20 protein-coding genes are annotated in these 26229 nt (G+C 60.7%); 15 read left to right on the top strand and 5 right to left on the bottom strand.

Annotated features, from left to right (window positions below; all coding sequences use genetic code 11):
* Positions 1 to 9: 9 nt before the first annotated feature.
* Complete coding sequence (locus tag MHX61_RS01165) at positions 10 to 459, top strand: heat shock protein transcriptional repressor HspR (RefSeq protein WP_239191685.1); 450 nt, start codon at positions 10 to 12, stop codon at positions 457 to 459.
* Between the two features lie 184 nt (positions 460 to 643).
* Here the strand turns inward: MHX61_RS01165 and MHX61_RS01160 are convergent, their stop codons facing one another.
* Both MHX61_RS01160 and MHX61_RS01155 read right to left on the bottom strand, forming a co-directional pair.
* A complete protein-coding gene (locus tag MHX61_RS01160; protein WP_239191672.1) occupies positions 644 to 1774 on the bottom strand; it encodes an alpha/beta hydrolase in 1131 nt (376 codons plus the stop codon).
* A gap of 32 nt (positions 1775 to 1806) precedes the next feature.
* The gene (locus MHX61_RS01155) at positions 1807 to 2070 is read right to left on the bottom strand and encodes a hypothetical protein (protein WP_204610864.1); all 264 of its coding nucleotides are present in this window, start codon (positions 2068 to 2070) and stop codon (positions 1807 to 1809) included.
* Between the two features lie 91 nt (positions 2071 to 2161).
* On the opposite strand from MHX61_RS01155, the gene MHX61_RS01150 reads away from it, so the two are divergent.
* Positions 2162 to 2977 (top strand): carbon-nitrogen hydrolase family protein, encoded by an 816-nt coding sequence (locus tag MHX61_RS01150; protein WP_204610865.1) that lies wholly within the window; start codon positions 2162 to 2164, stop codon positions 2975 to 2977.
* Here MHX61_RS01150 and MHX61_RS01145 read toward each other — a convergent pair.
* On the bottom strand, positions 2974 to 4392 hold the full coding sequence (locus MHX61_RS01145) for a 2-polyprenylphenol hydroxylase (protein ID WP_239191669.1): 1419 nt from the start codon (positions 4390 to 4392) through the stop codon (positions 2974 to 2976). The two genes, MHX61_RS01150 and MHX61_RS01145, sit on opposite strands and share 4 nt — an antisense overlap.
* Before the next feature lie 208 nt (positions 4393 to 4600).
* Between MHX61_RS01145 and MHX61_RS01140 the strand changes: the two genes are divergently transcribed.
* The 9 genes from MHX61_RS01140 (at position 4601) to fbaA (ending at position 16664) form a co-directional block, all read left to right on the top strand.
* Complete coding sequence (locus MHX61_RS01140) at positions 4601 to 5974, top strand: sodium/glutamate symporter (RefSeq protein WP_239191666.1); 1374 nt, start codon at positions 4601 to 4603, stop codon at positions 5972 to 5974.
* Between the two features lie 353 nt (positions 5975 to 6327).
* The gene (locus tag MHX61_RS01135; RefSeq protein ID WP_239191663.1) at positions 6328 to 7719 is read left to right on the top strand and encodes a TetR family transcriptional regulator; all 1392 of its coding nucleotides are present in this window, start codon (positions 6328 to 6330) and stop codon (positions 7717 to 7719) included.
* Positions 7720 to 7808: 89 nt separating this feature from the next.
* Entirely contained in the window at positions 7809 to 10364 is a 2556-nt protein-coding gene (clpB, locus tag MHX61_RS01130) for an ATP-dependent chaperone ClpB (protein WP_239191661.1), read from the top strand.
* A 56-nt stretch (positions 10365 to 10420) separates the two neighbouring features.
* On the top strand, positions 10421 to 11278 hold the full coding sequence (locus MHX61_RS01125) for a sulfurtransferase (RefSeq protein WP_239191659.1): 858 nt from the start codon (positions 10421 to 10423) through the stop codon (positions 11276 to 11278).
* 94 nt (positions 11279 to 11372) lie between these two features.
* Positions 11373 to 12893, top strand: coding sequence for a hypothetical protein (locus tag MHX61_RS01120; protein ID WP_239191657.1), 1521 nt, complete (start codon positions 11373 to 11375; stop codon positions 12891 to 12893).
* 55 nt (positions 12894 to 12948) lie between these two features.
* Positions 12949 to 13539 (top strand): orotate phosphoribosyltransferase, encoded by a 591-nt coding sequence (gene pyrE, locus MHX61_RS01115; RefSeq protein WP_049377135.1) that lies wholly within the window; start codon positions 12949 to 12951, stop codon positions 13537 to 13539.
* A complete protein-coding gene (locus MHX61_RS01110) occupies positions 13526 to 14239 on the top strand; it encodes a TrmH family RNA methyltransferase (protein WP_239191655.1) in 714 nt (237 codons plus the stop codon). Before pyrE ends, MHX61_RS01110 begins: the two co-directional genes overlap by 14 nt.
* A 54-nt stretch (positions 14240 to 14293) precedes the next feature.
* Positions 14294 to 15484, top strand: a complete 1191-nt coding sequence (locus MHX61_RS01105) for a glycoside hydrolase family 76 protein (protein ID WP_239191653.1) — start codon at positions 14294 to 14296, stop codon at positions 15482 to 15484.
* A 145-nt stretch (positions 15485 to 15629) separates the two neighbouring features.
* Positions 15630 to 16664, top strand: a complete 1035-nt coding sequence (gene fbaA / locus MHX61_RS01100) for a class II fructose-bisphosphate aldolase (RefSeq protein WP_239191650.1) — start codon at positions 15630 to 15632, stop codon at positions 16662 to 16664.
* Between the two features lie 148 nt (positions 16665 to 16812).
* On the opposite strand, the gene MHX61_RS11360 is transcribed toward fbaA, so the two are convergent.
* Entirely contained in the window at positions 16813 to 17856 is a 1044-nt protein-coding gene (locus MHX61_RS11360) for an HNH endonuclease signature motif containing protein (protein ID WP_239191648.1), read from the bottom strand.
* Positions 17857 to 18021: 165 nt separating this feature from the next.
* Between MHX61_RS11360 and MHX61_RS01090 the strand changes: the two genes are divergently transcribed.
* The gene (locus MHX61_RS01090) at positions 18022 to 19221 is read left to right on the top strand and encodes an aromatic acid exporter family protein (RefSeq protein ID WP_239191646.1); all 1200 of its coding nucleotides are present in this window, start codon (positions 18022 to 18024) and stop codon (positions 19219 to 19221) included.
* Here MHX61_RS01090 and MHX61_RS01085 read toward each other — a convergent pair.
* A complete protein-coding gene (locus MHX61_RS01085) occupies positions 19218 to 20090 on the bottom strand; it encodes a hypothetical protein (protein ID WP_204610882.1) in 873 nt (290 codons plus the stop codon). The two genes, MHX61_RS01090 and MHX61_RS01085, sit on opposite strands and share 4 nt — an antisense overlap.
* An 87-nt stretch (positions 20091 to 20177) precedes the next feature.
* Here MHX61_RS01085 and MHX61_RS01080 point away from each other — a divergent pair, with 87 nt between their 5' ends.
* From MHX61_RS01080 to MHX61_RS01070, 3 genes are all read left to right on the top strand, one after another.
* Positions 20178 to 21488, top strand: a complete 1311-nt coding sequence (locus tag MHX61_RS01080; RefSeq protein ID WP_239191641.1) for an adenylosuccinate synthase — start codon at positions 20178 to 20180, stop codon at positions 21486 to 21488.
* Between the two features lie 356 nt (positions 21489 to 21844).
* Positions 21845 to 22168 carry a malonyl-CoA-ACP transacylase gene (locus tag MHX61_RS01075; RefSeq protein ID WP_239191640.1) on the top strand — a complete coding sequence of 108 codons (324 nt, stop codon included), beginning with the start codon at positions 21845 to 21847 and terminating at the stop codon, positions 22166 to 22168.
* 733 nt (positions 22169 to 22901) lie between these two features.
* Positions 22902 to 26229, top strand: a 3328-nt coding sequence (locus MHX61_RS01070; RefSeq protein ID WP_239191639.1) for a VaFE repeat-containing surface-anchored protein, incomplete at its 3' end; no start/stop codon positions are given.

Raw genomic sequence — 26229 nt, 5'->3', positions numbered from 1 at the left:
TGTTAAAAAATGAGCACTGGAAAGGCAGAAGATTCCGGCACCGCGGTCTACGTCATCTCCGTAGCTGCGGAACTATCCGGAATGCACGCCCAAACCCTGCGCACCTATGACCGCATGGGCTTGGTCTCCCCGGCCCGCACCCGTGGCGGCGGCCGCCGCTACTCCGACCGGGACATCGAGCTGCTGCGCAAGATTCAAGCATTATCCCAAGACGATGGCGTCAATCTTGCCGGCATCAAGTCCATCATCGAGTTGACCGAGGAACGCGATCGACTCGAGGCCGAGCGCGACGCTTTAGCTGAAGAGGTCCGAGCCCTGCGTGAGCAGGCCGCTGGACGTCGCCCGCAGTGCAGTGGTGAGCTTGTCCATGTACCACGGTCCACCTCCGTGGTGATGTGGAGCCCGCGCACCGCGCGCGAACGAAAACGCTCCCGCGGTCGTGGATACGGCCAAGACTAACTCTCGCTCTGCAGACGAGTACACCCAACCCCGCAGCCAGCTTTCCCGCTGGCTGCGGGGTTTTCTTTGGCCTTGGCCGTGAGAACCACTTGATGATGCTGGGCCACTATCAGGAGACTAAGAATATGTTGGTTTCCTATTCGGACCAGCCGGCCGGCCTGTTCTAAAGGCCTTACCCCTCGGATTAGTTCGCGCGTGCCACTTGGCCTAGGCCACGCAAGAACCGTGGGTCCTCCCAATAGGAGCCATGATCGCCAGGGAGGCCATCCGCACCAGGAAGGGGAGTGGCACCAAAGGTATCAATGGTCGGATCGGGGCCATGGATGCCGGCGTGAGGCCCCGTCGCAATAGCGATGGGGTCGTTGGCGTTTGTGGCTGCCCAGATGCGGCCATGCAGTTCTGAGGCGTGGCCAGCGTCGGTGCCGGGACTGCCGACGAGCACTACGTCATTAGCAATTCTTTCCTGCTTTGCGGCATGCCCGGTGACTACTGAACCATAGGAATATCCCACTACGGTGCGCTTGGCCTGTGGATAGCGTGCACCGAGCGAGCGCTGAAACCGGGCGAGTTCTTGACTGGCAGTTCGCGCGGGAGTGGCGTGAACTGCACGGGGCAGGGAGGAGGGCGCCTGGTAGCCCAACCACACGACCGCGGGACCGCCGCTGGCCTTAGCAAGATTGCGGCCGCGGTCTACCGCACGCTGCCAGGTTTCTGGATCGGAGGAGTGAACCCCTTCCACGAACGTGGTAAGTGATGCCGGTGTGGTCCGGAAGCCGCCGGGGTCCACCATGGCTACGAGCCGGCCGTCGCTAGTTTCTAGCACTCGCATATCTGGGTTCTGCGCGGCTAGCTGAGATACGTGCTCGCTGGCGTGGGCAAGATTAATCTCGTGGACGGTATCCACTGGAAGATCGGAGAAGTCTTCCAAGCGAACGGGTGGGGCCACCCCGCTAGGCGTACATAGGGCATCGATTTCTTGGGAGCATAGCCAGTCGAGGGAATCGCCCAGCGCCCGCACTTGATTCAACAAGAGTCCAGCGGCGCTGGCCGCGGCGCCATTGCGCTCATCCACTTGTCCTAGAAATGCGATGATGCGGTCCTCGAGTTCCTCGCGGCGGGCCTGCAGGCTGGCGTGGAGCTCAAGGGTGGTGGCAACCTGCTCCATCTGGTGCAGCGGTTGGGCCAGCCAGTCGGTGTAGCCCGCCAAACTGGTGCGGGCGGCGTCACCGGCGGGGCCACCCAGTGATAGGCCACGCCAATCCTGGTGTGCATCGATAAAACGAAAGCGCAGTTCAGCGCGTTCGCTATGCAACATACTGGCGCCATGTCTTAAAGCCACGGATAGGGTCATCGCGCATCTCCCAATGCCTGGCCCAGGTGGGAATCCACCCCGGCGGCAGTGTTGAGGAAGGCCTCAATGGAGCGCAATTGCTCGGCCGTGGCGTCCTCCGTTGCGGCCACGGCGCTGGACCAGGTGGCACGGGCTCGCTCTAGTGCGGCCGCGGTGCGGCAGGCGGTATCGAGCGTGGCCGTCGGCGGTGGCAGCGGAGGGCGCGCCATGAGGGAGCGGACGTAATCGGGCAGGTGCGTGGGAATTTCTACATAACTCATGCCCCTAAGCCTGAAGGACCACACAACGCCGCGCTAGGGGTACAGACGCAGCCTGTGGATAACTTCGCCCTGCTTCATTATTTTGGGAGGCATGAAGGTAGCAGCAGTGCAGTTAACGTCCACCGGTAATATTACCGAAAACCAGGAATTGGCCCTCGCCAAGATCCGTGAGGCGGCCGGAAACGGGGCGCGGTTAATCGTGCTGCCGGAGGCCACGGCGCAGAATTTCCACTCCGGGCGCCTTGATGAGCAGGCGCAGACGCTCGAAGGCCCGTTCGCCACGGCGATCCAAGCGCTCGCAGAGGAGCTTGAGGTCACTGTCGTGGTCGGCATGTTCTGCCCGGCCGATACCGTGGAGCGCGACGGCAAGACCATTAATCGCGTGACCAATACGGCGCTCATTGCAGGCCCTGGCGTGCTGGGCGGCTACGACAAGATCCATACCTATGATGCCTTTGACTACCGCGAATCGGATACGGTCTTGGCCGGCGAATCGCTGGTGGCCTTCGACGTGGATGACCTTATTGTGGGTGTGGCCACCTGCTATGACATTCGTTTCCCGGAGCAGTTTAAGGAGCTGGCGAGCCAGGGCGCGCAGCTCATTGTGGTGCCCACGAGTTGGGCGGACGGCCCCGGAAAGCTGGAGCAGTGGCGCCTGCTCACGGCCGCGCGTGCCTTGGACTCCACCAGCTATATCCTCGCGGCCGGCCAATCGCGCCCAGGCGGTGACGCTGAGGCGGGCAATCCTTCCGGCCCAACGGGCATTGGCCATTCCACCATCGTCGATCCGAATGGCGTGCGCATGGCCGAGGCCGGCTACGAGGATGACATCCTCTATGCCGACATCGATCCGAATGAGGTAGCGAAAACCCGCCGCGCTTTGCCGGTTGTGGCCACTGCGGACTAGGTCAGCGCCGCGTAGTCTTCCGGCTGCCAGCGCCCGTCGCGGCCCCAGCTAAGGACGTCGATCTGCTGCTTGCCGACGCCCCTTTGAACCAACCCTTCTTCACCTTCCACAACCTCGTCGGCCGGTCCGACGAGAAGGAAGCGCGGGGGAGTGCCTGTGGATAACTCCACCTCGTTGACTACTACATCGGTCGGTTCCCCGGAGACTACGTAGTCGGCGCCGGGTGCCAATTCGCGGGCATTGAGCAACCACGGGTCTTGTTCTTCCCGCACGATGCGGCGCACCGGTGCGCCAAGGGCTGCCAGGTTTTGCTGGAAGTAGGTGTCATAGTGGGCGCCGGGGCTGCCCGCCACGGCAAAGAGGCGCGGTACTCGGCTGCGGTCTTTATCGCCCAGCGCGGCGAGCGCCGCGCAGCGGGCCGTGGCCCAGCCGGTGCCGTAGGCAATGATGACCAGTTCACCTGCGCCCGCGTTCTGCAGGCTAATGCCGCCGGCGGGTTGGCCCAAGGTCCACCAGTCTCCGGGCTGCGCGTGCGCGAGGGACCGGGAAGCCTCGTCCGCGGTGGAGACGTGAAAGACCACTTGGCCGGTTCCGTCGCTAGGCTGCGCAGGGGTGAGCATCCGCCATTGCCCGGGCAAGTACTGCGTGGTTACCGGAAAGTGCTGCCCCGGTTGATAGGGCACAGCCAGGCCAGCCTCCACGCGGATGATGGACGTCTCGCGGGTGGGATGATCCACCGCCACCACTTGCGCCGAGTGCGCCGGTGCCTCGCCGGCGGCGTCGGACTCCCGTGCGGCGTCGGCCATCGTGGCGCACACCTGGTGGATGACGTCACAGGCAAAGTTGTATTGATACTGCGTCAGCGCCAAAACCCGCAGGCCGGCCACGAGGGCATCATCGAAGCGGGAATAGATTTCGGCCGGAAACCCATGCCGGCGGTGATCGCGGGCGAGCTGGGTGAGCTTTGCGGAGACGTCGGCAAGCAGGGGCTCCCCAGGCTCCGTATGCTCAATCACCCATGCCAGCGCAGGCACCATCGAGGTATGGGTATCGCGCATCGACAGGGCAAAAATCTGCCGGGATTCAGGCACCGCGTTAAAGAAATGCTCGTGCACCGCATCGCGGTACTCGTCTGCGTAATTTCGAAAATGCTCGCCCAATTCCCACATGTTTGACCATCCTAATGCGCGCCATGGGCGGAATGGGGCAGCGCGGTAGACGCTACCCACGATTTTCTTGCCGCGGAGGACCGCCAACGCATCGTAGAAAACCTCATTCCCCATTACTTTCCCGCGGTAGAACTCTGCGGGGCCGAACTGGACGGCGAGCTCGTGGGCTTTTATCGCAGCTACGGGTTCGTTATCACCGGCAGGGACGAGACCGATGCCGATGGCAGGCCCTATCCCATCCTGCACATGCGGCTAGCCCCAGAGTTCCAGTCATAGGTCGAGGGCGGCACTGCCGATCACGATGCTGAGGTAAGAAGCCACGCCTCCCATAGTAAGCGGGGGTGAAAAAGGGATCCTATGTTGTGGCTCACTTGTCGGAAGGTATTGTATTCCCTATCCGTCTGCCCTCTAACGGGGGCAAGCCGCCATAATTGCACAGCTAGAAAGGGTCCTCATGGAAGATTTTTCCGCTTATACGCTCATGTTGGATGTGGGCTGGATTTCTTTGCTCATGGTCATCGGCAACGTCCTGCGCCACCAGGTGAAGTTTATCTTCCAGGACCTGCTGCTGCCTGCCCCGATTACCGCCGGCCTTATCGGCCTGCTGGTAGGTCCAAACGTGCTGGGCTGGATCAACTTCTCCGATAACTTGGGTGACTACACCTCCATCCTCATCGCGGTGGTCTTTGCGTCTATGGCCTACTCCATGGAAGTGGGCGGCAACATGGGCAAGGGCGCGCGCAATATGTGGGGCTATTCCACCATGATGTTCACCGGCCAGTGGGGCCTGTTCATCGTGCTGGGTCTTTTCCTCTTTGCGCCGCTTTTCGATACCCCGAATTGGTTCGGCATGATGCTGCCCGTCGGCTTTACCGGCGGCTTCGGTACCGCCGCGGCCGTGGGTGGCGCGCTGGAGGGCGTGGGCGCCGATGCCGCCTCCTCGCTGGGCTTTACCTCTGCGACCGTCGGCACGCTGGCCGCCATCATCGGCGGCGGGATCGCCGGCAACTGGGGCATCCGCAAGGGCAAGGTCTCCCACGTGCCGAAGGAACTGCCGGAAGAACTGCGCCGCGGCTACATCAAAAACATCGATGAGCGCCCGTCGCTCGGCCGCGCTACTACCAACCCTTCCTCCATCGAGCCGCTCGCATTGCACTTCGGATTCATCATCCTGACCGTGATGACCGCTTACGGCATCAACCAGGGCCTGAGCAGCATCTGGGAAAACGTCTCCGTGCCGCTCTTTGCTATGTCCATGGTGGTGGGCCTTTTCTTCCGTGCGCTCATGAACTTCGTCGGCGCAGAGGATTACTTGGATAAGGACTCCATTTCTTCCATCTCCGGCGCGGCCACGGACTACCTCATTGCCTTCGGTGTTGCCGCCATTGTCCCGGCCGCTATTGCCTCCTACTGGCAGGCACTTCTCCTGCTCTTCGTCCTGGGCACCATCTTCTGCGTGTTCTTCTTGCTGTGGTTCCCGGCCGAGTTCTTTGGTGAACGCTGGATTGAGCGTGGCATCTTTGGCTGGGGCTGGGCCACCGCCACCGTGGCCACCGGCATCGCCATCCTCAAGATTGTGGATCCTAAGCTCAAGTCCGGCACGCTGTCCGAATACGGCATGGCCTACATCGGTTTCGGTCCCTTCGAAATCTCGTGGACCATCATCGCACCTATGGCCGTCATGTACGGATTCACCGGCCTCTTTGGTGCCATTTCCCTGGCCATTTCCATCGGCGTCTACATTGCCTTCAAATCCATGCGCCTTATGCCGCCGCGCGGCACTATCTTCCAAGAGGGCATTGGCCATGTAGGTCAGAAGCAGGTATAGCTGCGCTTGCCGACGCCCCCCCCTTGCCAACCCCGCTGCAGAACCTGTGGCGGGGACTTTTTATCAAGACTGTGCCTTCTAAGTGTGTCTTGACAGCCGAAATCTTGACTCCTGCACTGCCGCCCCTCGGTGTAGAAGGTTAAGAAAACCGCTAAACGTTAAGTATTCTCAGGCTATGTTTATATAAACAAATAATGATTGCATTGACCTTTCTGAGGGATTGACCCTGCTGTTACTACTGTTCACATTTAAAATCTGGAGTCACTTGAAGCGTTAACCATTAGCGGGTATTGATTTACCTTAGAATTTGTTATAATTTCAGGGAATCAATCTTTGTCTTGATGAGGAACTAAATGTATGAGCTGGACGGCGCTTCCGCGCGAGTAGAAATTTTGGAAGCGGCCTTAGGTATCGCTGGGACGCGAGGTGAACCTGCAGTAACTTTGGAGGAAGTTGCAAAATCCTTGCAGCGCCCGCTCTCGGATATTGAGGAAGAGTTCTCTTCCAGCTCAGAGATCCTTGATGCGATGCCCAATTTTCTGGATTGGCGTTTAACCAATTACATGGAAAAAGTGGTGGACCACCTTCCCGAAGGCGCGGGTGCCGCAGAGATTTTGAAGGCCTTGGGTGAAGGGTATTTCTTCTATTGCCAGGAACAGCCAGAGCTTTATGGCTATCTCTTTGAGAGATACCCGGCCTTGGACGATGTTCAGGTATGCAATATGGCCAAAGGTACGCATACTGGAAACTCGGGCGCAGATTTCGTAGTAAACGTGCTGAAGCAACTGGCTCAAGAACAGGGCGCCGTTGTAGGTGAAGATATTGCCCTTGGCGATATTGGTCGCATTGCTCTTGCAATCTGGTCAATTATTCATGGCCTAAGCCATCTCAGTACCAAGGGCGTGGTCCGTTTCCAGCATTCGGTCATTCGCATTGCCAACCTGAGGCAGACTGTCCAGCTGGTATTGGAAGCGATTATTGATTGGTTTGCCGTCAAAGATATTCCAGAGCGTCGGCCAATTATGTATTCCGCGCGCGAAATTGTAGAGCAGGCAATGGGGCAGTGGGAAGATCGTCCACTCGTTGCCCCTCAGAGCGTTGAGTCCTTGGAGTTTGAAAAGGCCAAGGATCTAATTATTGAAACGGCGCTCCACGTGGTGGCCCGAGAAGGCGTTAGTCGTTCCTTCTTCAAACAGGTGGCTCAAGAGTTGAATACCACTACGGATTTTCTCAACTCCGTGATCGACAATGACTTCGCGCTGCGGGAGTATGCCGAAGAGCGAGTAACCCTGGAAATGGCCGAGATGTTTGAAAAGGCAATCGGTTCTTTGCCGGCGGATACCGCTATCGTGGATCGCCTTCATATCGTGGCCTCTGTATATTTCAATTTTTCGCTTCGCCATACTGAACGGTTCTGCGCGATTATCGGCCTGGCTAATGGGTCGATCGTTCCGCATAGCGGTGACGGCAGCCCGCATGAAGGTATGACGGAAAATTTTGCCATCATGATGAAGCTTTTGCGCGAATTCATTATGGAGGCAGGAATTCAGCCGACAGATCAGCTGGTTTACTTGAGTGCCTTGGCTATGTGGGCGGGTGCTGACGGCGTATCCCATCTGTGCGCTTTGGGAGACTTCAGGGAGTACGAGGATGACCTGAAGTGGGGTCTCTTCTCCCAGGCGTTGACCTCTTCCTTCTTTGCGGTGGCGCATGGTCTGCAGTTGGTGGACAAAAATCTCCCATAGGTTGAGTGGAATAGACTCAACTTTGGGTGCGTTGTGCTAAGTGAAGCCCTACAGTGGGGTGAATAAAACTTAGAAGGAGCAACGCACGCATGAACTCATTTAACCCGACCACTAAAACACAGGAAGCCCTGCAAGAGGCCCTGCAAACCGCCTCGTCTAATGGCAATCCGGATATCCGCCCCGCCCACCTGCTGGCGGCCATTCTTAGCCAAGAAGGCGGCATCGCCGCGCCAGTACTTAAAGCCACTGGCGTAGATCCGGATACCGTGCTCAAAGAAGCCCGCGAGCTCGTTGACTCGTATCCGAAGGCGGAGGGCGCCAATATGGCCAATCCGCAATTTAACCGCGATGGACTTAATGTCTTGACCAAGTCGCAGGAGTTGGCCGGTGAACTGGGCGATGAATTCGTCTCCACCGAGGTCCTTCTCGCCGCTATTGCTGGCTCCAAGACCGACGCCGCCGAGCTGCTTACCGGCCGCGGTGCTACTTATGACGCCATCAAGGGCGCCTTCCCCTCCGTTCGCGGCGCTGCCAAGGTGACCTCCGAGAACCCAGAGGACCAGTTCCAGGCGTTAGAAAAGTACGCCACGGACCTCACCGCGCGTGCCCGCGAGGGAAAGATCGACCCGGTCATCGGCCGTGATCAGGAAATTCGCCGCGTAGTCCAGGTGCTCAGCCGTCGCACGAAGAATAACCCGGTGCTCATTGGCGAGCCCGGCGTGGGCAAAACCGCCATCGTGGAGGGCCTAGCCCGCCGCATCGTGGCTGGCGACGTCCCCGAGTCCCTCAAGGGCAAGACCCTCATCAGCCTTGATCTAGGTTCCATGGTCGCCGGCGCGAAGTACCGCGGCGAATTCGAGGAGCGCTTGAAGGCCGTGCTTGATGAGATTAAGTCCTCCGAGGGCGAGATCATCACCTTCATCGATGAGCTGCACACCATCGTCGGCGCCGGCGCTACTGGCGACGGCTCCATGGACGCCGGCAACATGATCAAGCCCATGCTGGCCCGCGGCGAGCTGCGTTTGGTTGGCGCCACCACCTTGGACGAATATCGCAAGTACATCGAAAAGGACGCCGCCCTCGAGCGCCGCTTCCAGCAGGTCTACGCCGCCGAGCCTTCCGTGGAAGACACCATCGGCATCCTGCGTGGCTTGAAGGAGCGCTACGAGGTCCACCACGGCGTGCGCATCATGGACTCCGCGCTGGTGTCGGCCGCAGAGCTATCCAACCGCTACATCACCAACCGCTTCCTGCCGGATAAGGCCATCGACCTCGTCGATGAGGCAGGCTCCCGCCTGCGCATGGAGATCGATTCCTCCCCACAGGAAATCGACGAGCTCGAGCGCATCGTTCGCCGCATGGAGATCGAAGAGCTGGCGCTGAAGAAGGAATCTGACGCTGCCTCCCAGGACCGTCTAGCCACCCTGCAAGGCGAGCTCGCGGACCAGCGCGAGAAGCTCGGCGAGCTCAAAGCCCGCTGGGCCAACGAGAAGAAGGCCATCGACGATGTCCAAAACATCAAGGAAGAACTCGATGACCTGCGCCGCCAAGCCGAAATCGCCGAGCGCGACGGCGACCTCGCACTCGCCTCCGAGATCAACTACGGCAAGATTCCACCGCTGGAAAAGGAACTCGCGGCCGCGGAGGTCAAAGCCGCCGAGCAGCGCAATACGATGCTCGATGAGGAGGTGAGCCCAGACACCATCGCGGAGGTCGTTTCCGCCTGGACCGGCATCCCAGCCGGCAAGATGTTGCAGGGCGAGACCGAGAAGCTGCTCAACATGGAATCCGTGCTGGGCAACCGCGTGGTCGGCCAGAAGGAAGCCGTCACCGCGGTTTCGGACGCCGTGCGCCGCTCCCGTGCGGGCGTGGCCGACCCCAACCGCCCGACCGGTTCCTTCCTCTTCCTCGGCCCCACCGGTGTGGGCAAGACCGAGCTGGCGAAGGCATTGGCGGACTTCCTCTTCGACGATGAATCCGCCATGGTGCGCATCGATATGTCCGAGTACGGCGAGAAGCACTCCGTTTCCCGCCTCGTCGGTGCCCCTCCGGGATACGTCGGCCACGAAGCCGGCGGCCAGCTCACCGAGGCCGTGCGCCGCCGCCCCTACACGCTCGTGCTTTTCGACGAAGTGGAAAAGGCCCACCCCGACGTCTTCGACGTCCTCCTGCAGGTCCTGGATGAAGGCCGGCTTACCGACGGCCAAGGACGCACCGTCGACTTCCGCAATACCGTCATCATCCTGACCTCCAACCTGGGCGCCGGCGGCACCCGCGAGGAGACCATGGACGCGGTGAAGAAGGCCTTCAAGCCCGAATTCATCAACCGTCTTGATGATGTGGTCATGTTCGAGCCCCTTTCGGAGGAGCTCCTGCGCGGCATCGTCGACATCCAACTGCGCGGCCTGTCCGAGCGCCTCGACGCCCGCCGCCTGACCCTGCAGGTTTCGGATTCCGCCAAGTCCTGGTTGGCCGAGCGCGGCTACGACCCGGCCTATGGCGCCCGCCCGTTGCGCCGCACCATCCAGCAGGCCATTGGTGACAAGCTCGCCAAGAAGCTGCTGGCTGGCGATATCGTTGATGGCGACACCGTCCACGTGGACGTCGCCGATGGCGGCGCCGAACTAGACATCGCCGCCCGCTAGTCGGCCGCGCAGCGCCCGCCGCGCCAAATCCTGCTCATGCCCCTAGACTCGGGGGCATGAGCATTTTGGTCTCCCCGCAAGAACTCCGCGAATCTATTTATCACGGCGAGCGTTTCACCCTCTTGGCCACCCACTGGCAGCCGCAGCTGCGCCAGAGCTACAACGAATTTACCTCCCTGCACATCCCGACGGCACTGTTTAGTGATACCGCCAATTCCTTCGCCGGCCTGCCCGGCTCCCAAGTAGGCCGCAACCCGCTGCCGGATCCGGATAAGCTGCAGGAGCACTTCCGCCAGTGGGGAATCCGCGAGGATCGCCCAGTCGTGGTCTATGACGAAGGCCGTGGCCTTTTCGCCGGCCGCGCCTGGTGGACCTTGCGCTGGGCTGGTCTGAACAACGTCCGCATCCTCGACGGCGGCTTGGCCAATTGGCGCCACCTGGGCTATACCACGCTCACCGGCCCTGGCAACTTCGCCGTCGGTGCCACCGCCGAGGTCAACCCCGGCCAGATGCCCGTGGCCACCATCGATGACGTGCGCAATCACGATGGCCTGCTCATCGATACCCGCACCCGCAACCGCTTCGCCGGCCGTCGCGAGAACCTTGACCTCAAGGCCGGCCACATCCCCGGCGCCGTCAATGTGCCGGAGCGCCTGTTCCACAACGATGGCCTGCGCACCTGGAAGTCCGCGGGCGAAATCCGCGAAGTGCTTTTCGACGCCGGCCTCACCCCCGACAATGTCCAAGGCGCCATCATCTACTCCGGTTCCGGCAACCACTCCGCCCTCGCCCTGGCCGCCATGGAAGACGCTGGCTTCACCGGCCTGCGCCACTATGTCGGCGGCTGGTCCCAGTGGTCCGCCAACCCCCACAACCCCGTAGAGCGCGGCGACTGCCTCACCGTCAACGGCTAATCGCCCCAGCCCGCCCCTCGCCTTCGCCCTCAGCCTCCCGCGTCCGCGCGCCGAGCGCTGAGGGCTTGCTCGTTCCTACTACTATCGTGGGGTGATGGCTTTTCTAATCCTTGCTCTCGCGGTTCTTCTCGGCATTGCCGGCGGTGCCTTGCTGCTTTACGACGGCAAACAGCGCACCTCCACCCCTACACCCTCCGCGGACGCAGACACCGCTTCCACCGAGCCGGCTTCCACCGAGCCGGCCTCCACGGACCCAGCTTCGGCCGCGCCCGCCGATTCCAGCTCCGCTGACGCCGAGTCCGCCGAGACCGACTCTGCTCTCGCCGAGCGCAGTTCCACCGACGTGCAAGCAGAAGCCCTTCCCGTCGATGCGCCACACGACACCGCGAGTCCCGCCGGCGACGCGCCCAACCTGGATTCCGATACTGCCCCCAACTCAGCTCCCTCATCCGAGCCCACCCCCGAGCCGGATTCTAAACCGGAACCGGTCCGCGAACCGGAGCCTGACAAGGATTCCGAGTCCGCGTCCAGCGCAGAATCCACACCAGAGCAAGCCCTGATCCACAATCTAGCCCACGAGTCGGACCGCCAATCAGCAAGCGATCCAGAAAGCGAGCCACGCCCGCATTCGAAGCCGCACACCCGCCATCGGCCGGTTCTGCCAGGAACCATGCGCCGCGAGCGCCGCAATTGGGCAGAAGCCAAAGGCTTTGAATTTATGAAGTCCGATCCTTATCTCGTAGACGAATGGACCAGGGGAGTGGCCTCCACGGGCGCGGCGCCCAAAGACATTGTTGCAGGCAATGTGTACGGCCACGAGATGCTGTTGATGGATATCGATGGCGTCAACGTCATGGCCATGCGTACCGGAGCGGCCTCCGACATGGTCGTGGATTTCCGTCGCTTCGACCGCGACGATGCGAAGGCCTCCGAGGACCTGCTGTTGGCGATGACCATCGAGGGTTTCGATGTGTATTCCTCGGATAGCGCCGTGACCGAGCGCATGGTCGACGAGCGCGTGCATGTTGCTCTGCAGCAAATGCCCGAGGCCGTTACTGCACTGTGGATGGAAACCGAGTGGGTCCTGGCGCAGACCACAAAGCAGGCGCGCTCCGCGGAATGGGACGCGATGCTGCCGCCTCTTGCCCTGCTTGCCGACGCCGCCCGCGTCCTCCCACCGCGTTCCTCGGCCACCCACGTGGTGCGCCTCGAGGAATTGGACCCAGCCCGCGAGATTCCCGCCCAGCCCATCGTCGAGGCCGTCGGCGGCACGCCGGCCGCCGGCGCGCCCGAATTCGAACGACCCGTCATTCAACGGCCGGAGGAGCCGTTGCAGATGCCGTCTCGGGCCTACTCTGAAACCCGCGGCCCAGTCGAGCACACCGCTCTGGGCGGCGACGAGGTCGACGCGATTGCCGACGGCCGCGAGCGCCCCACCCCCGATTCCCATACCGCCCGCCTGCCGCGCCAGCAGTTCCGCGCCGCCTCCATCTTCGATAGCCCCTCCGCCGACTCCACCACCGACGGCTCCCGCGCGGCCGACCCCAACCCAGTCGACCCCAACCCGGCGAGCGAGTCCGCGGCCGAGGAATCGGACCCGCGCCGGGGAGAGTAGCCTAGAGTCCGATACTGGCGGCCGGCCGCCGCCCACGAACCACGACAAGGAGCAGATGACTGTGGATTCTCACACCACCAACGCCCAGAATGCGCACGCCCAGAACCTGGACGCCGAGAAGAAGGCCCGCCTCGCTGAACTGGTTAAGGAACTGGCCGTCGTCCACGGCAAGGTGACCCTGTCCTCGGGCAAGGAAGCTGACTACTACGTGGATCTCCGCCGCGCTACCTTGCATCACGAGGCCTCCCGCCTTATCGGTGCCCTGCTGCGCGAGCTGACCGCGGATTGGGATTTCGCGGCCGTCGGTGGCCTGACCCTCGGCGCCGACCCGGTTGCTACCTCTATCATGCATGCCGACGGCCGCGATATCGACGCCTTCGTCGTGCGCAAGGAAGCCAAGAAGCACGGCATGCAGCGCCGCATCGAGGGCGCCGACGTAGAAGGCAAGAAGGTCCTCGTCGTAGAGGACACCACGACCACCGGCAACTCCCCGCTGACCGCCGTGGCCGCGCTGCGCGAGGCCGGCGCCGAGGTCGTGGGCGTGGCGACCGTCGTGGACCGCGAGACCGGTGCCGGCGACGTCATCGCCGCAGAAGGCCTCGAGTACCGCTCCCTGCTGGGCCTGGGCGACCTTGACCTCGCCTAACGCAGATAGCGCGGCCGACCAGGCCAAGCCGGACGAGGTTAAGCCGGACGAGGTCAAGGGACCGACCGAGTGGAACGAGGGCCGCCATGGCGTAGGCCCCTGGGAAGGTCCGCTGCCGCAAGGGCCGGAGGCCGCGAAATACGACCCAGAGCTGCTCGCCGAAGGCGACCGTCGCAACGTCGTCGACGCCTACCGCTACTGGAGTAGGGAAGCGATCAAAGAGGACATCGATAAGCGCCGGCATAGCCTGCACATCGCCATCGAGAACTTCGAAAACGACGCCAATATCGGCACCGTCGTGCGCACCGCCAACGCCTTCGCCGTCGATACCGTGCACATCGTCGGCCGCCGCCGGTGGAATCGCCGCGGGGCAATGGTCACGGATAGGTACCAGCACTTGATGCACCACGAGAGCGTCGAGAAGCTTATTGCGTGGGCAGCCGAGGAGGGCCTTACCGTCGTTGCCATCGACAACACCCCCGGTTGCGTGCCCCTGGAAACGGCCGAGCTACCGGAGCGCAGCCTGCTGCTCTTCGGCCAGGAAGGCCCCGGCGTGACGCAAGCGGCCCAGGATGCTGCGGTGATGACCTGCTCCATCGCCCAATTTGGCTCCACCCGCTCCATCAACGCGGGTGTCGCGGCCGGCATCGCCATGCATGCCTGGATCCGCCAGCACGCCGATCTGGCCAACTCCTGGTAGGAAGATCGTTACACTAGCTATATCTACCCGTGCGACTGGAGTGATTGAGGAACCGTGGAAGAAAAGTGGGCCCACCGCGCCGAACTCGCAGAGGCCGCCATCAACGAGCGCCACGCGCACTCCGTATGGGGCCTGCCGCGCACCAATCTCGCCGTGGTCAGCTGGCCGCCCACCACGAAGGAAAAGCTCTTTGTCCACTGGCACTACTGGTGGCAGGCCCACTACCTGGACTGCCTCGTCGATGCGGCGCTGCGCAATAACACCAAGGTGCGCCGCCACCGCATCTACGACACCTTGCGCGGCATTCGCATCCGCAACCTCACGCAGCTGACCAAGAATAAGTACTACGACGACAAGGCCTGGCTCGCGCTGGCTTTCGGCCGCGTGGAGGGCCTGAAGAAGGCAAAGACGCCCAAGCGTCTCGCGGCCCTGCAGCGCAATATCCACGAAGGCCTCGATGAATCGCTTGGCGTGCTGCCATGGCGCCTGGGCGAGAATTTCATGAACGTGCCCTCCAATGGCCCGGGCGCCATCATGGTCGCGCGGATGGGGCGCATTGAGGAAGCGCGCCACATCGTTGACTGGATCTATGACCACCTGCTTGACGACGACGGCTACATCATGGACGGCGTCCGCATGCGCATGGACGGCCCTGAGGTGGTAAAAAACATCCACCCCTACTGCCAGGGCGTAGTGCTCGGCGCGTGCCTGGAAATCGTGCTGGCGCTGCGGGAAAAGGCCGGCGTGGGCGATTTGGAGCAGATCGACAGCGTGTACGAGGCCGAGATGGCTTCCGAGATGATGGACTACATCATCCGCATCCGGGGCTTGGTGCAGACCGTGGCCTCGGGCATGGCTACGCCTTCGGGCGTGGTGGACTGGGAGACCGGCGATGGTGACGGTGGCCTGTTTAAAGGCATTTTGATGCGCTATCTTGCCGACGTCGCCGTGCGCCTGCCCGGCGATTCCCCCGCCAACCGTGCGACGAAGAAGCTGGCCGCTCGCATGGTGGTGGCCTCGGCCGAGTCGGTGTGGGAACACCGCCTCGAGGTCGACGGCCTGCCGATTTTCGGATCCGACTGGCTGTCCGATGCGCGCCTGCCGCATAACTACGGCTTCGGCCGGCGCACCATGAGTGAGAAGGTCGGCATCATTCGCGTAGATGAGCGCGATTTGTCCGTGCAGCTTTCTGGCTGGATGCTGATGGAGGCCTGCGCCCGCGTGGTGCGATATTTGGCTAAATAACCCACGCTTGTCGGAGTGGATTGGTCCCGGAAATGACTGGGTTGAAAATGTCACATGGTTTTTGCGGCAGAAATTCCGTGAAACGGGCATACTTGGCTGTTGGAACGTGTTTGACCACAAACCCACTTTTTAAGGATGGAAACTCATGCCAATTGCAACCCCTGAGGTCTATAACGAGATGCTGGACACCGCGAAGAAGAACGGCTTCGCGTTCCCAGCAATCAACTGCACCTCATCTGAGACCATTAACGCAGCTCTGAAGGGCTTTGCTGAGGCCGAGTCCGACGGCATCATCCAGTTCTCCACCGGCGGTGCCGCCTTCGGCTCTGGCCTGGCACTGAAGGACAAGGTCAAGGGTGCTCAGGCACTGGCCGCATTCGCTCATGAGGCCGCCAAGCACTACGGCGTGAATATCGCGCTGCACACCGACCACTGCCAGAAGGAAGTACTCGATGAGTACGTCCGCCCGTTGCTGGCTATCTCCCAGGAGCGCGTCGACCGCGGCGAGAACCCACTGTTCCAGTCCCACATGTGGGACGGCTCCGCTATTCCTATCGACGAGAACCTCGTCATCGCCCAGGAGCTGCTGGAAAAGGCTAAGAACGCGCACGTCATCCTCGAGGCCGAGATCGGCGTCGTCGGCGGCGAAGAGGACGGCGTCCAGGCCAAGGCAGGCGCTAACCTCTACACCTCCCCAGAGGACTTTGAAAAGACCATCGATGCCCTAGGCACCGGCGAGAAGGGCCGCTACCTGCTGGCCGCAACCTTCGGTAACGTTCACGGCGTCTACAAGCCAGGCAACGTGAAGCTGCGCCCAGAGGTCCTGCTCGAGGGCCAGAAGGTGGCACAGAAGAAGCTCGGCCTGGGTGAGGACGAGTACGCCTTCGACTTCGTCTTCCACGGTGGCTCCGGCTCCGAGAAGGAAAAGATCGAAGAGGCTCTGGGCTACGGCGTCATCAAGATGAACGTGGATACCGATACTCAGTACGCCTTCACCAACCCGATTGCTCGCCACATGATGGAGAACTACGACGGCGTCTTCAAGATCGACGGCGAGGTTGGCAACAAGAAGGTCTACGACCCACGCTCCTACCTGAAGAAGGCAGAGCAGAGCATGTCTGAGCGCGTCATCGAGTCCTGCCAGGACCTGCACTCCGTGGGCAAGTCCATCTCCAAGTAATTGCCCTTAGCTGCTCCACACTGCTTTGAGTTGAGGCAGCCTCGTATATAGGCATGCCGAATGAGCCGCTTCCCCCGCGTGGGAGGCGGCTTTTCGTACTTTCGGCCGGGGTGGTTCCGGGCGAGGGATCGATGATCGGCCGGTGCAGTTAGGGGTTTTGTGTGGGGCTGGGGACGAAGCGTGGGGTGTTGCTCCACGGCGGTACCCAGGCGACGCGGCCATCGATGCGCACCATGCGGCCGCGCTCGGTGGGGCGGGAGGGGTCGTCTTGGTTGACGGCATTGTGGTGCGCGCACAAGGTGACCAGATTTTCTTGGTTGGTGGGCCCGCCGGCGGACCAGGCGGTGAGGTGGTGGACTTGGGCGTCGTCGGCAGGCGTATTGCAGCCCGGCCACGCGCACACGGGGTGCTCGGCCGCGGCGAGCATGCGCTGTTTCCAGGTGGCCATGCGCTCGGTGCGGTACAGGTTCACCGGGCCGTGCTCCGGGTGGACCAGGCTGACGTAGCCGCGCTGGGCTAAAGCGCGGGCGACGAGCTGCGCGCCGGTCATGCGGGCGCCGTTGGTGAGCTGGAGGGTGATATCGGAGGCGTCGGCAGGCGCGGCGACGATGCGGTCGAGCTGGTCCAGGGTGAGGATGACGTTGGTATGCACGGCCGGCAGCGCGCCGGGGTTGCCCTCGAGGAGGACCTTCTTGGCGGCGGCGAGGGGATCATCTTTGTTGACGGAAGCGAGCACGCCCTTGATATCGGCGATATCGGTGGGATCGGCCGTAATGGAGATGGTGTGGGGTCCGTCGGGGCGGCGGGTATAGCGCACGCCGGGCTCGGGGCGACGGGGCGGATTGAGCTGCTTGAGGAGCTTCTTGGCCACAGAAGGGATGAAGCGGGACTCGGTGCGGCACAGTTCTAGGCGCAGGTCCCAGGCGCGGTTGGTATCGCGCACGCGGCGGGTATAGGACTCGATGCTATCGAGTGTGGCGAGGTCGTGAGCGCGGGTTCGGGCGGCGTCGCGAGCGAGGCGCTGCTTGCGGGTATTGGACGTGCGGCCGAAGTAGACGTGCTGCAGGCGGGCGAGCTGGGCAGCCAGAAGGGGGCTGGCTCCGGCCTCGAGGAGCGAGTCTTCGGAGCAGCCCTGAAATTCGGCGATGAGATCGACGCCGCGGCGGCATAGCGAGAGAAATTCTGTGTTCACATGGCCGAAGCTAAAGGGGGCTCGAGGGCCGAACAAGCGGTGCGCGGCCGGGGAGGTGGAAATTGTGGATAGGTGGGGGAAAAGGGGGCGTCGGCAAGAGCTATCCACAAGCCGGCCGACGGCCGAGATGCGCGGGGCCGGCGGCGATGGTAAGGGCGGTCTTCTATGCTGGAGGTCATGTCGGAAGCGAAGGAAAGAGTCTCAACGCGGCAGAAGCTGCGGGTGATTGACCGCTCGGTGCTCTCGCGGGTCAACCGCATCCGCTCGCGGTTTGTCTACATCATCCAGGCGACCATTGGCGCGGCGCTCGCGTACTGGGTGGCCAGCGATGTGGTGGGGCACCCGCAGCCGTTCTTTGCGCCGATTTCTGCGGTCATCATTCTGGGGATGTCCGGTGGGGACAGGATGAAAAAGGCGCTGGAGATGTCGATTGGCGGCATCATTGGCGTGGCCGTGGGCGACCTGCTCTTCCAGATAGTGGGCCAAGGGCCGTTCCAGATTTTCTTCATTGTGGGCGCGGGCCTGGTGGTGGGCTCGTTTCTGACCAAGTCGCCGCTGGTGACCAACCAGATTGTCTTTGGCGCGATTTTGATCGCCACGATTTTCCCACCCACGGAGGGCCCGGGCGGCCTGCACCGCGCGATTGACGCGATGATTGGCTCGGGCATTGGCCTGATAACCATTGCGTTGATTCCCAATTCCCCGTTGGTGGAAGCGCGGCGCGAGGTGTCGAAGGTGCTTAAGGTTGCCTCGAGCATTCTTGCCGACGTCACTTATGGCATCCGCCACCAAGACCCCGGCGTCATCCGCGACGCGCGCGAGGCGGTGCGCGGTACCCAAAATAGCGTCAATACCCTGCTAAGCGCGGCGCAATCGGGCAGGGAGGCCTCGGAGGTTTCGCCGCTGTTGTGGGCCTCGCGGCGCAGCATTCGCTCGCTGGAGCGCATCCTGTTGCCGGTGGATAACGCGGTCCGCGGCGTGCGCGTGCTCTCCCGCCAGGCGCTGGGCCTGACGGAGGACCGCGACAAGGTTTCGGACAAGCAGGTGGAGTTGCTCGATGAGCTTTCTGAAATCATGCTCGCGATTAGTGAGCTCTACGGCCAGGGCAAGAAGCATGGGCACGATGAGGCGATTGAAATTCCGGACCTTGTGCAGCGTCTGCGCATCGTGGGCGGGCGCGCCGGGCTGGACATCATTGACAGGGAAGGCACGCTATCGGCCTATATGATTCTGGGCCAGACGCGCTCCATCGTGGTGGACATGCTGATGGTGTGCGGGCTTTCGCGCGAATCGGCCGTGGCGCACCTCGTGCCGACCTCGCAGCACCCGGCCTACCCGCCGGAAGTGTGGGGGCGCGAGGACTAAGGGCGGACGATCTGGAGGTCGCGCAGGTGGCGGTAGAACGTCACGCGGGTCACCGGGCGCTTGTGGGGGACGGAATCGACGATGACGCGCAGCTGTGGGCCGCCGGCCTGGACGGCGCGGCCGGTGCTGACGGATTCGGGGTCGAGCTGGCCGGGCTTGCGCAGCAGCGAGCGCAGGCGGCCCTGCGACTCGACGGGGGAGGTGGCGCGGGCGGCGAGGATGCCGGGGGCGTCGGTCATCGGGACGAGGCGCGCGCCGAAGGTTTTGGGGGAAGTGGCGGCTAGGGTGTGGTCGTCGATGATGACTTCGCCGGTGAAAGAGCCATTGGAGGCGTCGGAGATGGTGGCGGAGCCGGCGACGGCGAGGCCGGAATCGTTGCGGATAAGCGGCGCAGGGCGGACCGGGGCCGTGCGGGCGAAGTCGAGGGCCTCGGCCGGGGAGGTGGGAATCCCCCAGTTCTGGGCGGCCGCGGACGGGGTGGACGGAGTGGAGGCGGCCGGCGCGGTGGTTGAGGGGGTGGAGGCTGCGGCTGAGGAGACGGGGATGAAGGCGACCTCGGCCCAGAGGCGGTCGGAGCGCATGAGGCGGGTGAGCACGGCCGAGAGGGCGGCGTCGGAGCCGACGACGACGATGCGGGCGGGCTCAGCTAAGTGCGGGGCCTGTGGGGCAGGTTCGGGGGCGCCGAGGTGACGGACGTCGGGTTGCGCGGCAATGTCATCGAGCGAGGGAGTGGGGTCTGTGGGGAGGAGAGGGTTGAGGAAGGCGTCGATAAGCGCGAGCTCTTTGCGGGTAGGGATGGGGGAGAGATCATGGGCGTCGGCAGGCATGGCCACGCCCGGGGCGCCGCAACGGAGGAACAAAAAACGCATGCGGACAATGCTACGCGGGCTTTTTGCGCCGGGAAAGTGTAAAGTTGGAGAGTATTTTGGCTTCAATAATGAGGAAGTGACTAAACAATGGCAGCGATCGTCATTGTCGGCGCCCAATGGGGCGACGAAGGCAAGGGCAAAGCGACCGACATCCTCGGCGGCAAGGTTGACTACGTGGTCAAGCCGAACGGCGGCAATAATGCCGGCCACACCGTCGTGGTAGGCGGCGATAAATATGAGCTGAAGCTCCTGCCAGCCGGCATCTTGTCTGAGAACGCTACCCCGGTGCTGGGCAATGGCGTAGTGATCAACCTTGAGGCGCTCTTTGATGAAATTGATGGCCTTGAGGCCCGCGGCGCGAACGCCTCGCGCCTGAAGATTTCCGCCAATGCGCACCTAGTGGCGCCGTACCACCAGACCCTGGACCGCGTGCAGGAACGCTTCCTGGGCAAGCGCGCTATCGGCACCACCGGCCGCGGCATTGGCCCGACCTACGCCGATAAGGTTGCGCGCATTGGCATCCGCGTGCAGGACATCTTTGATGAGTCCATCCTGCGCCAGAAGGTGGAATCCGCGCTGGATATCAAGAACCAGATGCTGGTGAAGATGTACAATCGCAAGGCCATCGAGGCGGACCAGATTGTGGAGTACTTCCTGAGCTACCGCGACCGCCTGCGCCCGATGGTTATCGATGCTGAGCTGGAGCTCAACAAAGCCCTCGAGTCCGGCAAGCACGTGCTCATGGAGGGCGGCCAGGCCACCATGTTGGATGTGGACCATGGCACTTACCCGTTCGTGACCTCGTCTAACCCGACCGCCGGCGGTGCTTCCGTAGGTTCCGGCATCGGCCCGACCCGTATCAAGACTTCGCTGGGCATCATCAAGGCCTACACCACCCGCGTGGGCGCTGGCCCGTTCCCCACCGAGCTTTTTGATAAGTGGGGCGAGTACCTGCAGACCACCGGCGGCGAGATTGGTGTGAACACTGGCCGCAAGCGCCGTTGTGGTTGGTACGACTCCGTCATTGCGCGCTACGCCACCCGCGTGAACGGCTTTACCGATTACTTCCTGACCAAGCTGGACGTTCTTACCGGCATCGGTGAGATTCCGATCTGCGTGGCCTACGACGTCGACGGCAAACGCTACGACGAACTGCCACTTACCCAGTCCGAATTCCACCACGCCGAACCCATTTTCGAGACCATGCCCGCCTGGGACGAGGACATTACGGAATGCTCCACCTTTGAGGAGCTACCGCAGAAGGCCCAGGATTACGTGCTGCGACTGGAGGAGCTGTCTGGCTGCCGCATTTCCTACATCGGAGTCGGTCCGGGCCGCGACCAGACCATCGTGCGTCACGATGTCATGGAAGACCAGCAAGGATGTAGTCCTTATTAGCGTGGTGTGAGAGCCCCACTCTCCAGCACAGCTGAACTGGCTCTCTGCACGATGTTTTTCTAGCCCTCCTAGCAGACAACAAAGGTTCCTATCCCTACCTAGCTCTTGGTCCCCTCTAAGGGATTTAGCCCTAATTGAGCGAAAGCGCCCGTGTACCGCCCCCTGAGACGGAGCACGGGCGCTGTGGCATTTCAGTGCCCTTTAAGCTGCCCGCAAGACCGTGACATGCCAGCATAGGTCCTTCCCTGTTGAACATAACCAAAAACTCATCTAAAGTTAAGTTCTTTTTAAGTACAGAGAGTTTTCAGCTTCCGCGGGCCCTATTCCCGCGTATTACTACACAGGGAGTTACTTCAATGATCATCAAGCTTGTGAGTGGCCTGCTTGCCACCATTATGGGATTCTTCGGCCTGGGCACCCCGGCACAGGAGGCTGCGCCGGCACCTGAGTCAGAGCAGGTTGCTGTTGCTGAGCAGGGCAACACCGACGACGTGCAGGCTCTTATCGACGCCGCACATGCCGAAGCCGGCTACGAGTTCATCAGCGTCCGCTACGAGGGCGACACCGCCAATATTGCCCTGAACCCGGAGACCTACAACCCGGACAAGGACGGCGATGCTTTCGGGGCAGTTTCCCAGCTCCTGCAGGAAAAGGGCTACCAGGTTACTGCCGTTCTTTAAGGCTTAGTTCATTCCAGGATCCGCACTGCGGCCTCGGTAAAGCATCCGCTTGCCGACGCCCGTGCGGATTTTTCTTTGCCCAATTCTCCCTCGACCTTGTGCGAGACCCCTAAGCGTGACTGTGATGACCCTAGGCAGAGTTTTCGCTCACATATGCCTTCTTGAAGGTGAATGGCAAAAGGTTAAGGATTACTACGCCTCCTATGCACCGAACGTGTGTGCACCCCTATTGAGTGCTCTCCAGTCACACCTGTAACACCAACTTTCTATGGATGGTCCCGGAGTAACCCGAAGAAATTGCACGCAAATCAAACCCTTGAATTTGCACGAAATTAGACAAAACGTAGCGCATAGAAGTGTTCACACGGCTTTTGTCAAAACTAATCTTAGTATTGATTAAGCCATTGGCGTGGCGCCCCGACCTTAGGAAAGGCCTAGGGCACATCGAACATATGTATTTAACACTAGGTTGACCGTGGAAATAAGCGCATCTACCTGTGGGTATGAAATTAGAAATCCTGCATAACGTGCAGTTTTCTAAAATTTTCTGGCTGGCGCCTTAAATTTTCCCGTGGTATTATCCTGAGAGCACAATAAGAGTTAATCCAGATTCGGGTTCAAAACCCTAATTAACTGCAGTGTGTTCAAGTCTCAATTTCAGGTCCTGCTCAGCGAAAACATTCGCTGTACAGGAAAACGAATGTAAGTATTTGTACCGCTCGAAGAGGAAAGAATGAGTAAATTAAAAAACATATCCCGAGAGGGGTGGATGGTCTTTACCGCAGTGCTTGCTGCAATTGCGGTAGTTGCGGCCATGGTCACCGTTCCCGGGGCTAAAGCTGAGGGTGTAAGCGGTGTAACTGCCGATGACACTCTGGGTGAGGAATCGGCAAAGCCGGCGGGTATGGATGCCACTTGGGGTGAACTCGTCTGGGCGGGTAAACCTGTGTATTCTGATGCCTTCGCCCGCATCGGCAATAAGAAGAACAACGCTGGTTGGGCTTGGTGTATTGACCTAGGTAAGCCGATTCCAATTCGCAACTCTGGCGTTTATGACATTAATGCCGCGGGAAAACTGCCTGCGTTGGACTCCTCGAAGATCGTTGAGGGTGTTACGCTGGAGACGCGAGAGTCTATGGATGCAGCACTTCATGACGCTGCAGTGAATGTTGCGACGAAGCTGAAGGAGTCATACGACAAAAAGGACTCTGTGGCTGGTTCGAACTATGCACGCTACCTCAGCGCGATTGTGGGCGACGCTACTGCCGGCAAGATTGCGCGCGATGCGTTTGTGAACCCAGAAAAGGCTCAGAACGACCTTGTGATTCGAAACTTCTATGATAACTTTACTGGCTCTATTGAAGAGTTTACGGAGCTGACAGGCTTTACTATTAGCAAGAGTGAGCCTTATAAGTTGGTAAAGGACCCTAACGTAGACGCTCCAAAGGCGCCCGAAGGTTCTTACTTGACTATCGTGGCTCCAGACGGAGCTTTGGCTGGTAACGTCAAGGGTCAGCGTGTGCTGACTCCAGACCAGCCCGGTCTTCCGGACAATCCGGACAACGGTGGTGGCTCTGAAGAGCCGACTACTTCTCCGGAGAATCCAGATACTGAGGAGAATACGACCGAAGAGACTACCTCTGAAAATCCGGAAGGGGAGACTTCTTCTACCGAGACGACCTCTGATTCTGAGCCGTCTGACTCTGAGGAAACCACTACGGAGGATACTGACGAGCCGACTCCGGGTAAGACTACTGGTGTAGTACCTAATCCTGATCCGACTCCGACTACGGAGGAACAGGAGAAGAACCTTAATCCGAAGCTCGAGACCGAGGCTTCCTTTGATGGCGACAAGCAGCAGGTTGTTGCTGGCGCTACCGTTAAGGACAAGGTTCACTACGAGGACCTTGTAAAGGGTAAGAAGTACACCCTGAAGGCAGAGCTGCGTAATAAGGCGGCTGACGCGAACGGCGAGCACGCTATTCTTGGCACCGGTTCTAAGGACTTTGTAGCTGAGGGTGAGTCTGGCGACGTTGAGGTAGAGATTGACGTCGACAAGCAGCTGGAGAAGCCAGTTGCTGCTGCCGTTGCTTTCGAGAAGCTGTATTCCCACGAGGTGGACGAGAACGGCAAGGGCGCCCCGAATGATTCCGGTGATGGCAACTTCATTACGAATCACGAGGACATTGATGATGAGGCGCAGACCGTCAATACCAAGTGGAACCCTGAGATCCATACGGAGGCCAAGATCAAGGATGGCGACCGTGTAGAGAAGGGCGCCACGATTATTGACACTGTGACGTATAAGGACCTTGTTCAGGGCAAGAAGTACACCCTGAAGGCAAAGCTGATCTCCAAGGCCGATGGCAAGACCGTACTGGGTGAAGGCTCTGCGGAACTCGTTCCGGAAGAGTCCGCCGGTGAGAAGGAAGTTGAGATCACCGTCAACGAGAAGGCAGATCCTGCTGTTGACGCTGCGGTTGCCTTCGAGAAGCTTGTATCTACCGAGGTAGACAAGGATGGCAACGAGACCACTGGCTCCTCCGATGAGAACGAGATTGCTACTCACGAAAACATCAACGATGAGAAGCAGACCGTTAACACCAAGTGGACCCCGTCTATCCAGACTAAGGCTGAATTTGACAAGGCTACCCAGGTAAAGGCTGGCGTCACCGTCAAGGACACCGTTACCTACACCGACTTGGTGCCGGGTAAGGAATACACCCTGAAGGCTGAGCTGCGTAACAAGGCTGAGAATGATAAGGGTGAGCACGAGGTCGTCGGCAAGGGCGATGTAACCTTCACTCCGAAGAAGTCTTCCGGCGAGCAGGTTGTTGACATTAAGGTCAACGATGACGTTGAAGGCGTTATCAAGGCTGCCGTCGCATTCGAGGATCTCTATTCCAAGCAGGTCGATGAGAACGGTAAGGACACTCCGAACTCTGACGAAGAGAAGAAGATTACCGAACACCGCGACATCGATGATGAGGATCAGACTGTAACTTCTAAGAAGACTCCGAAGATCAGCACGAATGCTGATTTTGAGGATGGTTCTCATGAGGTTGTTGCTGGTGCCAAGATTGTGGACAAGGTTTCCTATGAGGGTCTGGTTCCGGGTAAGGAATACACCCTGAAGGCTGAGCTCATTTCCAAGAAGGACGGCGAGTCTGTTCTGGGTGAGGGTGAAGAAACCTTTACTCCGAAGGAGGCCGATGGTTTTGTTGATGTTCACATCACTGTGAACGATGATGTGACTGAGCCGGTTGAGGCTGCGGTTGCTTTCGAGGAGCTCACCTCTACTGAGGTCAACAAGGATGGCAAGGAGACTCCGGATACTAATCCGGAGAAGCCGAACCACGTTGCTGAGCACAAGGACATCAACGATAAGAACCAGACTGTGCCTAAGGATGAGCCTGGTGAGAACCCGGGTGAGAATCCGGGTGAGAACCCTGGTGAGAACCCTGGTGAGAATCCGGGTGAGAACCCGGGTGAGAACCCTGGTGAGAACCCTGGTGAGAATCCGGGTGATGAGCCTGGTGAGAATCCGGGTGAGAACCCTGGTGAGAACCCTGGTGAGAATCCGGGTGATGAGCCTGGTGAGAACCCTGGTGAGAATCCGGGTGATGAGCCTGGTGAGAACCCGGGTGAGAATCCGGGTGATGAGCCTGGTGAGAATCCGGGTGATGAGCCTGGTGAGAATCCGGGTGATGAGCCTGGTGAGAACCCGGGTGAGAATCCGGGTGATGAGCCTGGTGAGAACCCTGGTGAGAATCCGGGTGATGAGCCTGGTGAGAACCCGGGTGAGAACCCTGGTGAGAACCCTGGTGAGAACCCTGGTGAGAATCCGGGTGATGAGCCGTGGATTACCACCAACGCTGACTTCGAGAAGGGTTCTCATGAGGTTGTTGCTGGTGCCAAGATTGTGGACAAGGTTTCCTATGAGGGTCTGGTTCCGGGTAAGGAATACACCCTGAAGGCTGAGCTCATTAACAAGAAGGACGGCAAGTCTGTTCTGGGTACCGGTGAAGCTACCTTCACCCCGAAGAAGTCCAAGGGCATGG

The organism is Corynebacterium sp. ACRPF (genome assembly GCF_022347395.1).
GTDB lineage: Bacteria > Actinomycetota > Actinomycetes > Mycobacteriales > Mycobacteriaceae > Corynebacterium > Corynebacterium tuberculostearicum_D.
The sequence above is the reverse complement of the archived record's forward strand: the minus strand, read 5'-3'. Positions and strand labels throughout refer to the sequence as shown.

Excerpts from the sequence above, each read along its gene's own strand:
- MHX61_RS01165 (WP_239191685.1), top strand. The coding sequence starts at position 10 with ATGAGCACTGGAAAGGCAGAAGATTCCGGCACCGCGGTCTACGTCATC.
- MHX61_RS01160 (WP_239191672.1), bottom strand. The coding sequence starts at position 1,774 with ATGTTGCATAGCGAACGCGCTGAACTGCGCTTTCGTTTTATCGATGCA.
- MHX61_RS01155 (WP_204610864.1), bottom strand. The coding sequence starts at position 2,070 with ATGAGTTATGTAGAAATTCCCACGCACCTGCCCGATTACGTCCGCTCC.
- MHX61_RS01150 (WP_204610865.1), top strand. The coding sequence starts at position 2,162 with ATGAAGGTAGCAGCAGTGCAGTTAACGTCCACCGGTAATATTACCGAA.
- MHX61_RS01140 (WP_239191666.1), top strand. The coding sequence starts at position 4,601 with ATGGAAGATTTTTCCGCTTATACGCTCATGTTGGATGTGGGCTGGATT.
- MHX61_RS01135 (WP_239191663.1), top strand. The coding sequence starts at position 6,328 with ATGTATGAGCTGGACGGCGCTTCCGCGCGAGTAGAAATTTTGGAAGCG.
- clpB (WP_239191661.1), top strand. The coding sequence starts at position 7,809 with ATGAACTCATTTAACCCGACCACTAAAACACAGGAAGCCCTGCAAGAG.
- MHX61_RS01125 (WP_239191659.1), top strand. The coding sequence starts at position 10,421 with ATGAGCATTTTGGTCTCCCCGCAAGAACTCCGCGAATCTATTTATCAC.
- MHX61_RS01120 (WP_239191657.1), top strand. The coding sequence starts at position 11,373 with ATGGCTTTTCTAATCCTTGCTCTCGCGGTTCTTCTCGGCATTGCCGGC.
- pyrE (WP_049377135.1), top strand. The coding sequence starts at position 12,949 with ATGACTGTGGATTCTCACACCACCAACGCCCAGAATGCGCACGCCCAG.
- fbaA (WP_239191650.1), top strand. The coding sequence starts at position 15,630 with ATGCCAATTGCAACCCCTGAGGTCTATAACGAGATGCTGGACACCGCG.
- MHX61_RS01090 (WP_239191646.1), top strand. The coding sequence starts at position 18,022 with ATGCTGGAGGTCATGTCGGAAGCGAAGGAAAGAGTCTCAACGCGGCAG.
- MHX61_RS01085 (WP_204610882.1), bottom strand. The coding sequence starts at position 20,090 with ATGCGTTTTTTGTTCCTCCGTTGCGGCGCCCCGGGCGTGGCCATGCCT.
- MHX61_RS01080 (WP_239191641.1), top strand. The coding sequence starts at position 20,178 with ATGGCAGCGATCGTCATTGTCGGCGCCCAATGGGGCGACGAAGGCAAG.
- MHX61_RS01075 (WP_239191640.1), top strand. The coding sequence starts at position 21,845 with ATGATCATCAAGCTTGTGAGTGGCCTGCTTGCCACCATTATGGGATTC.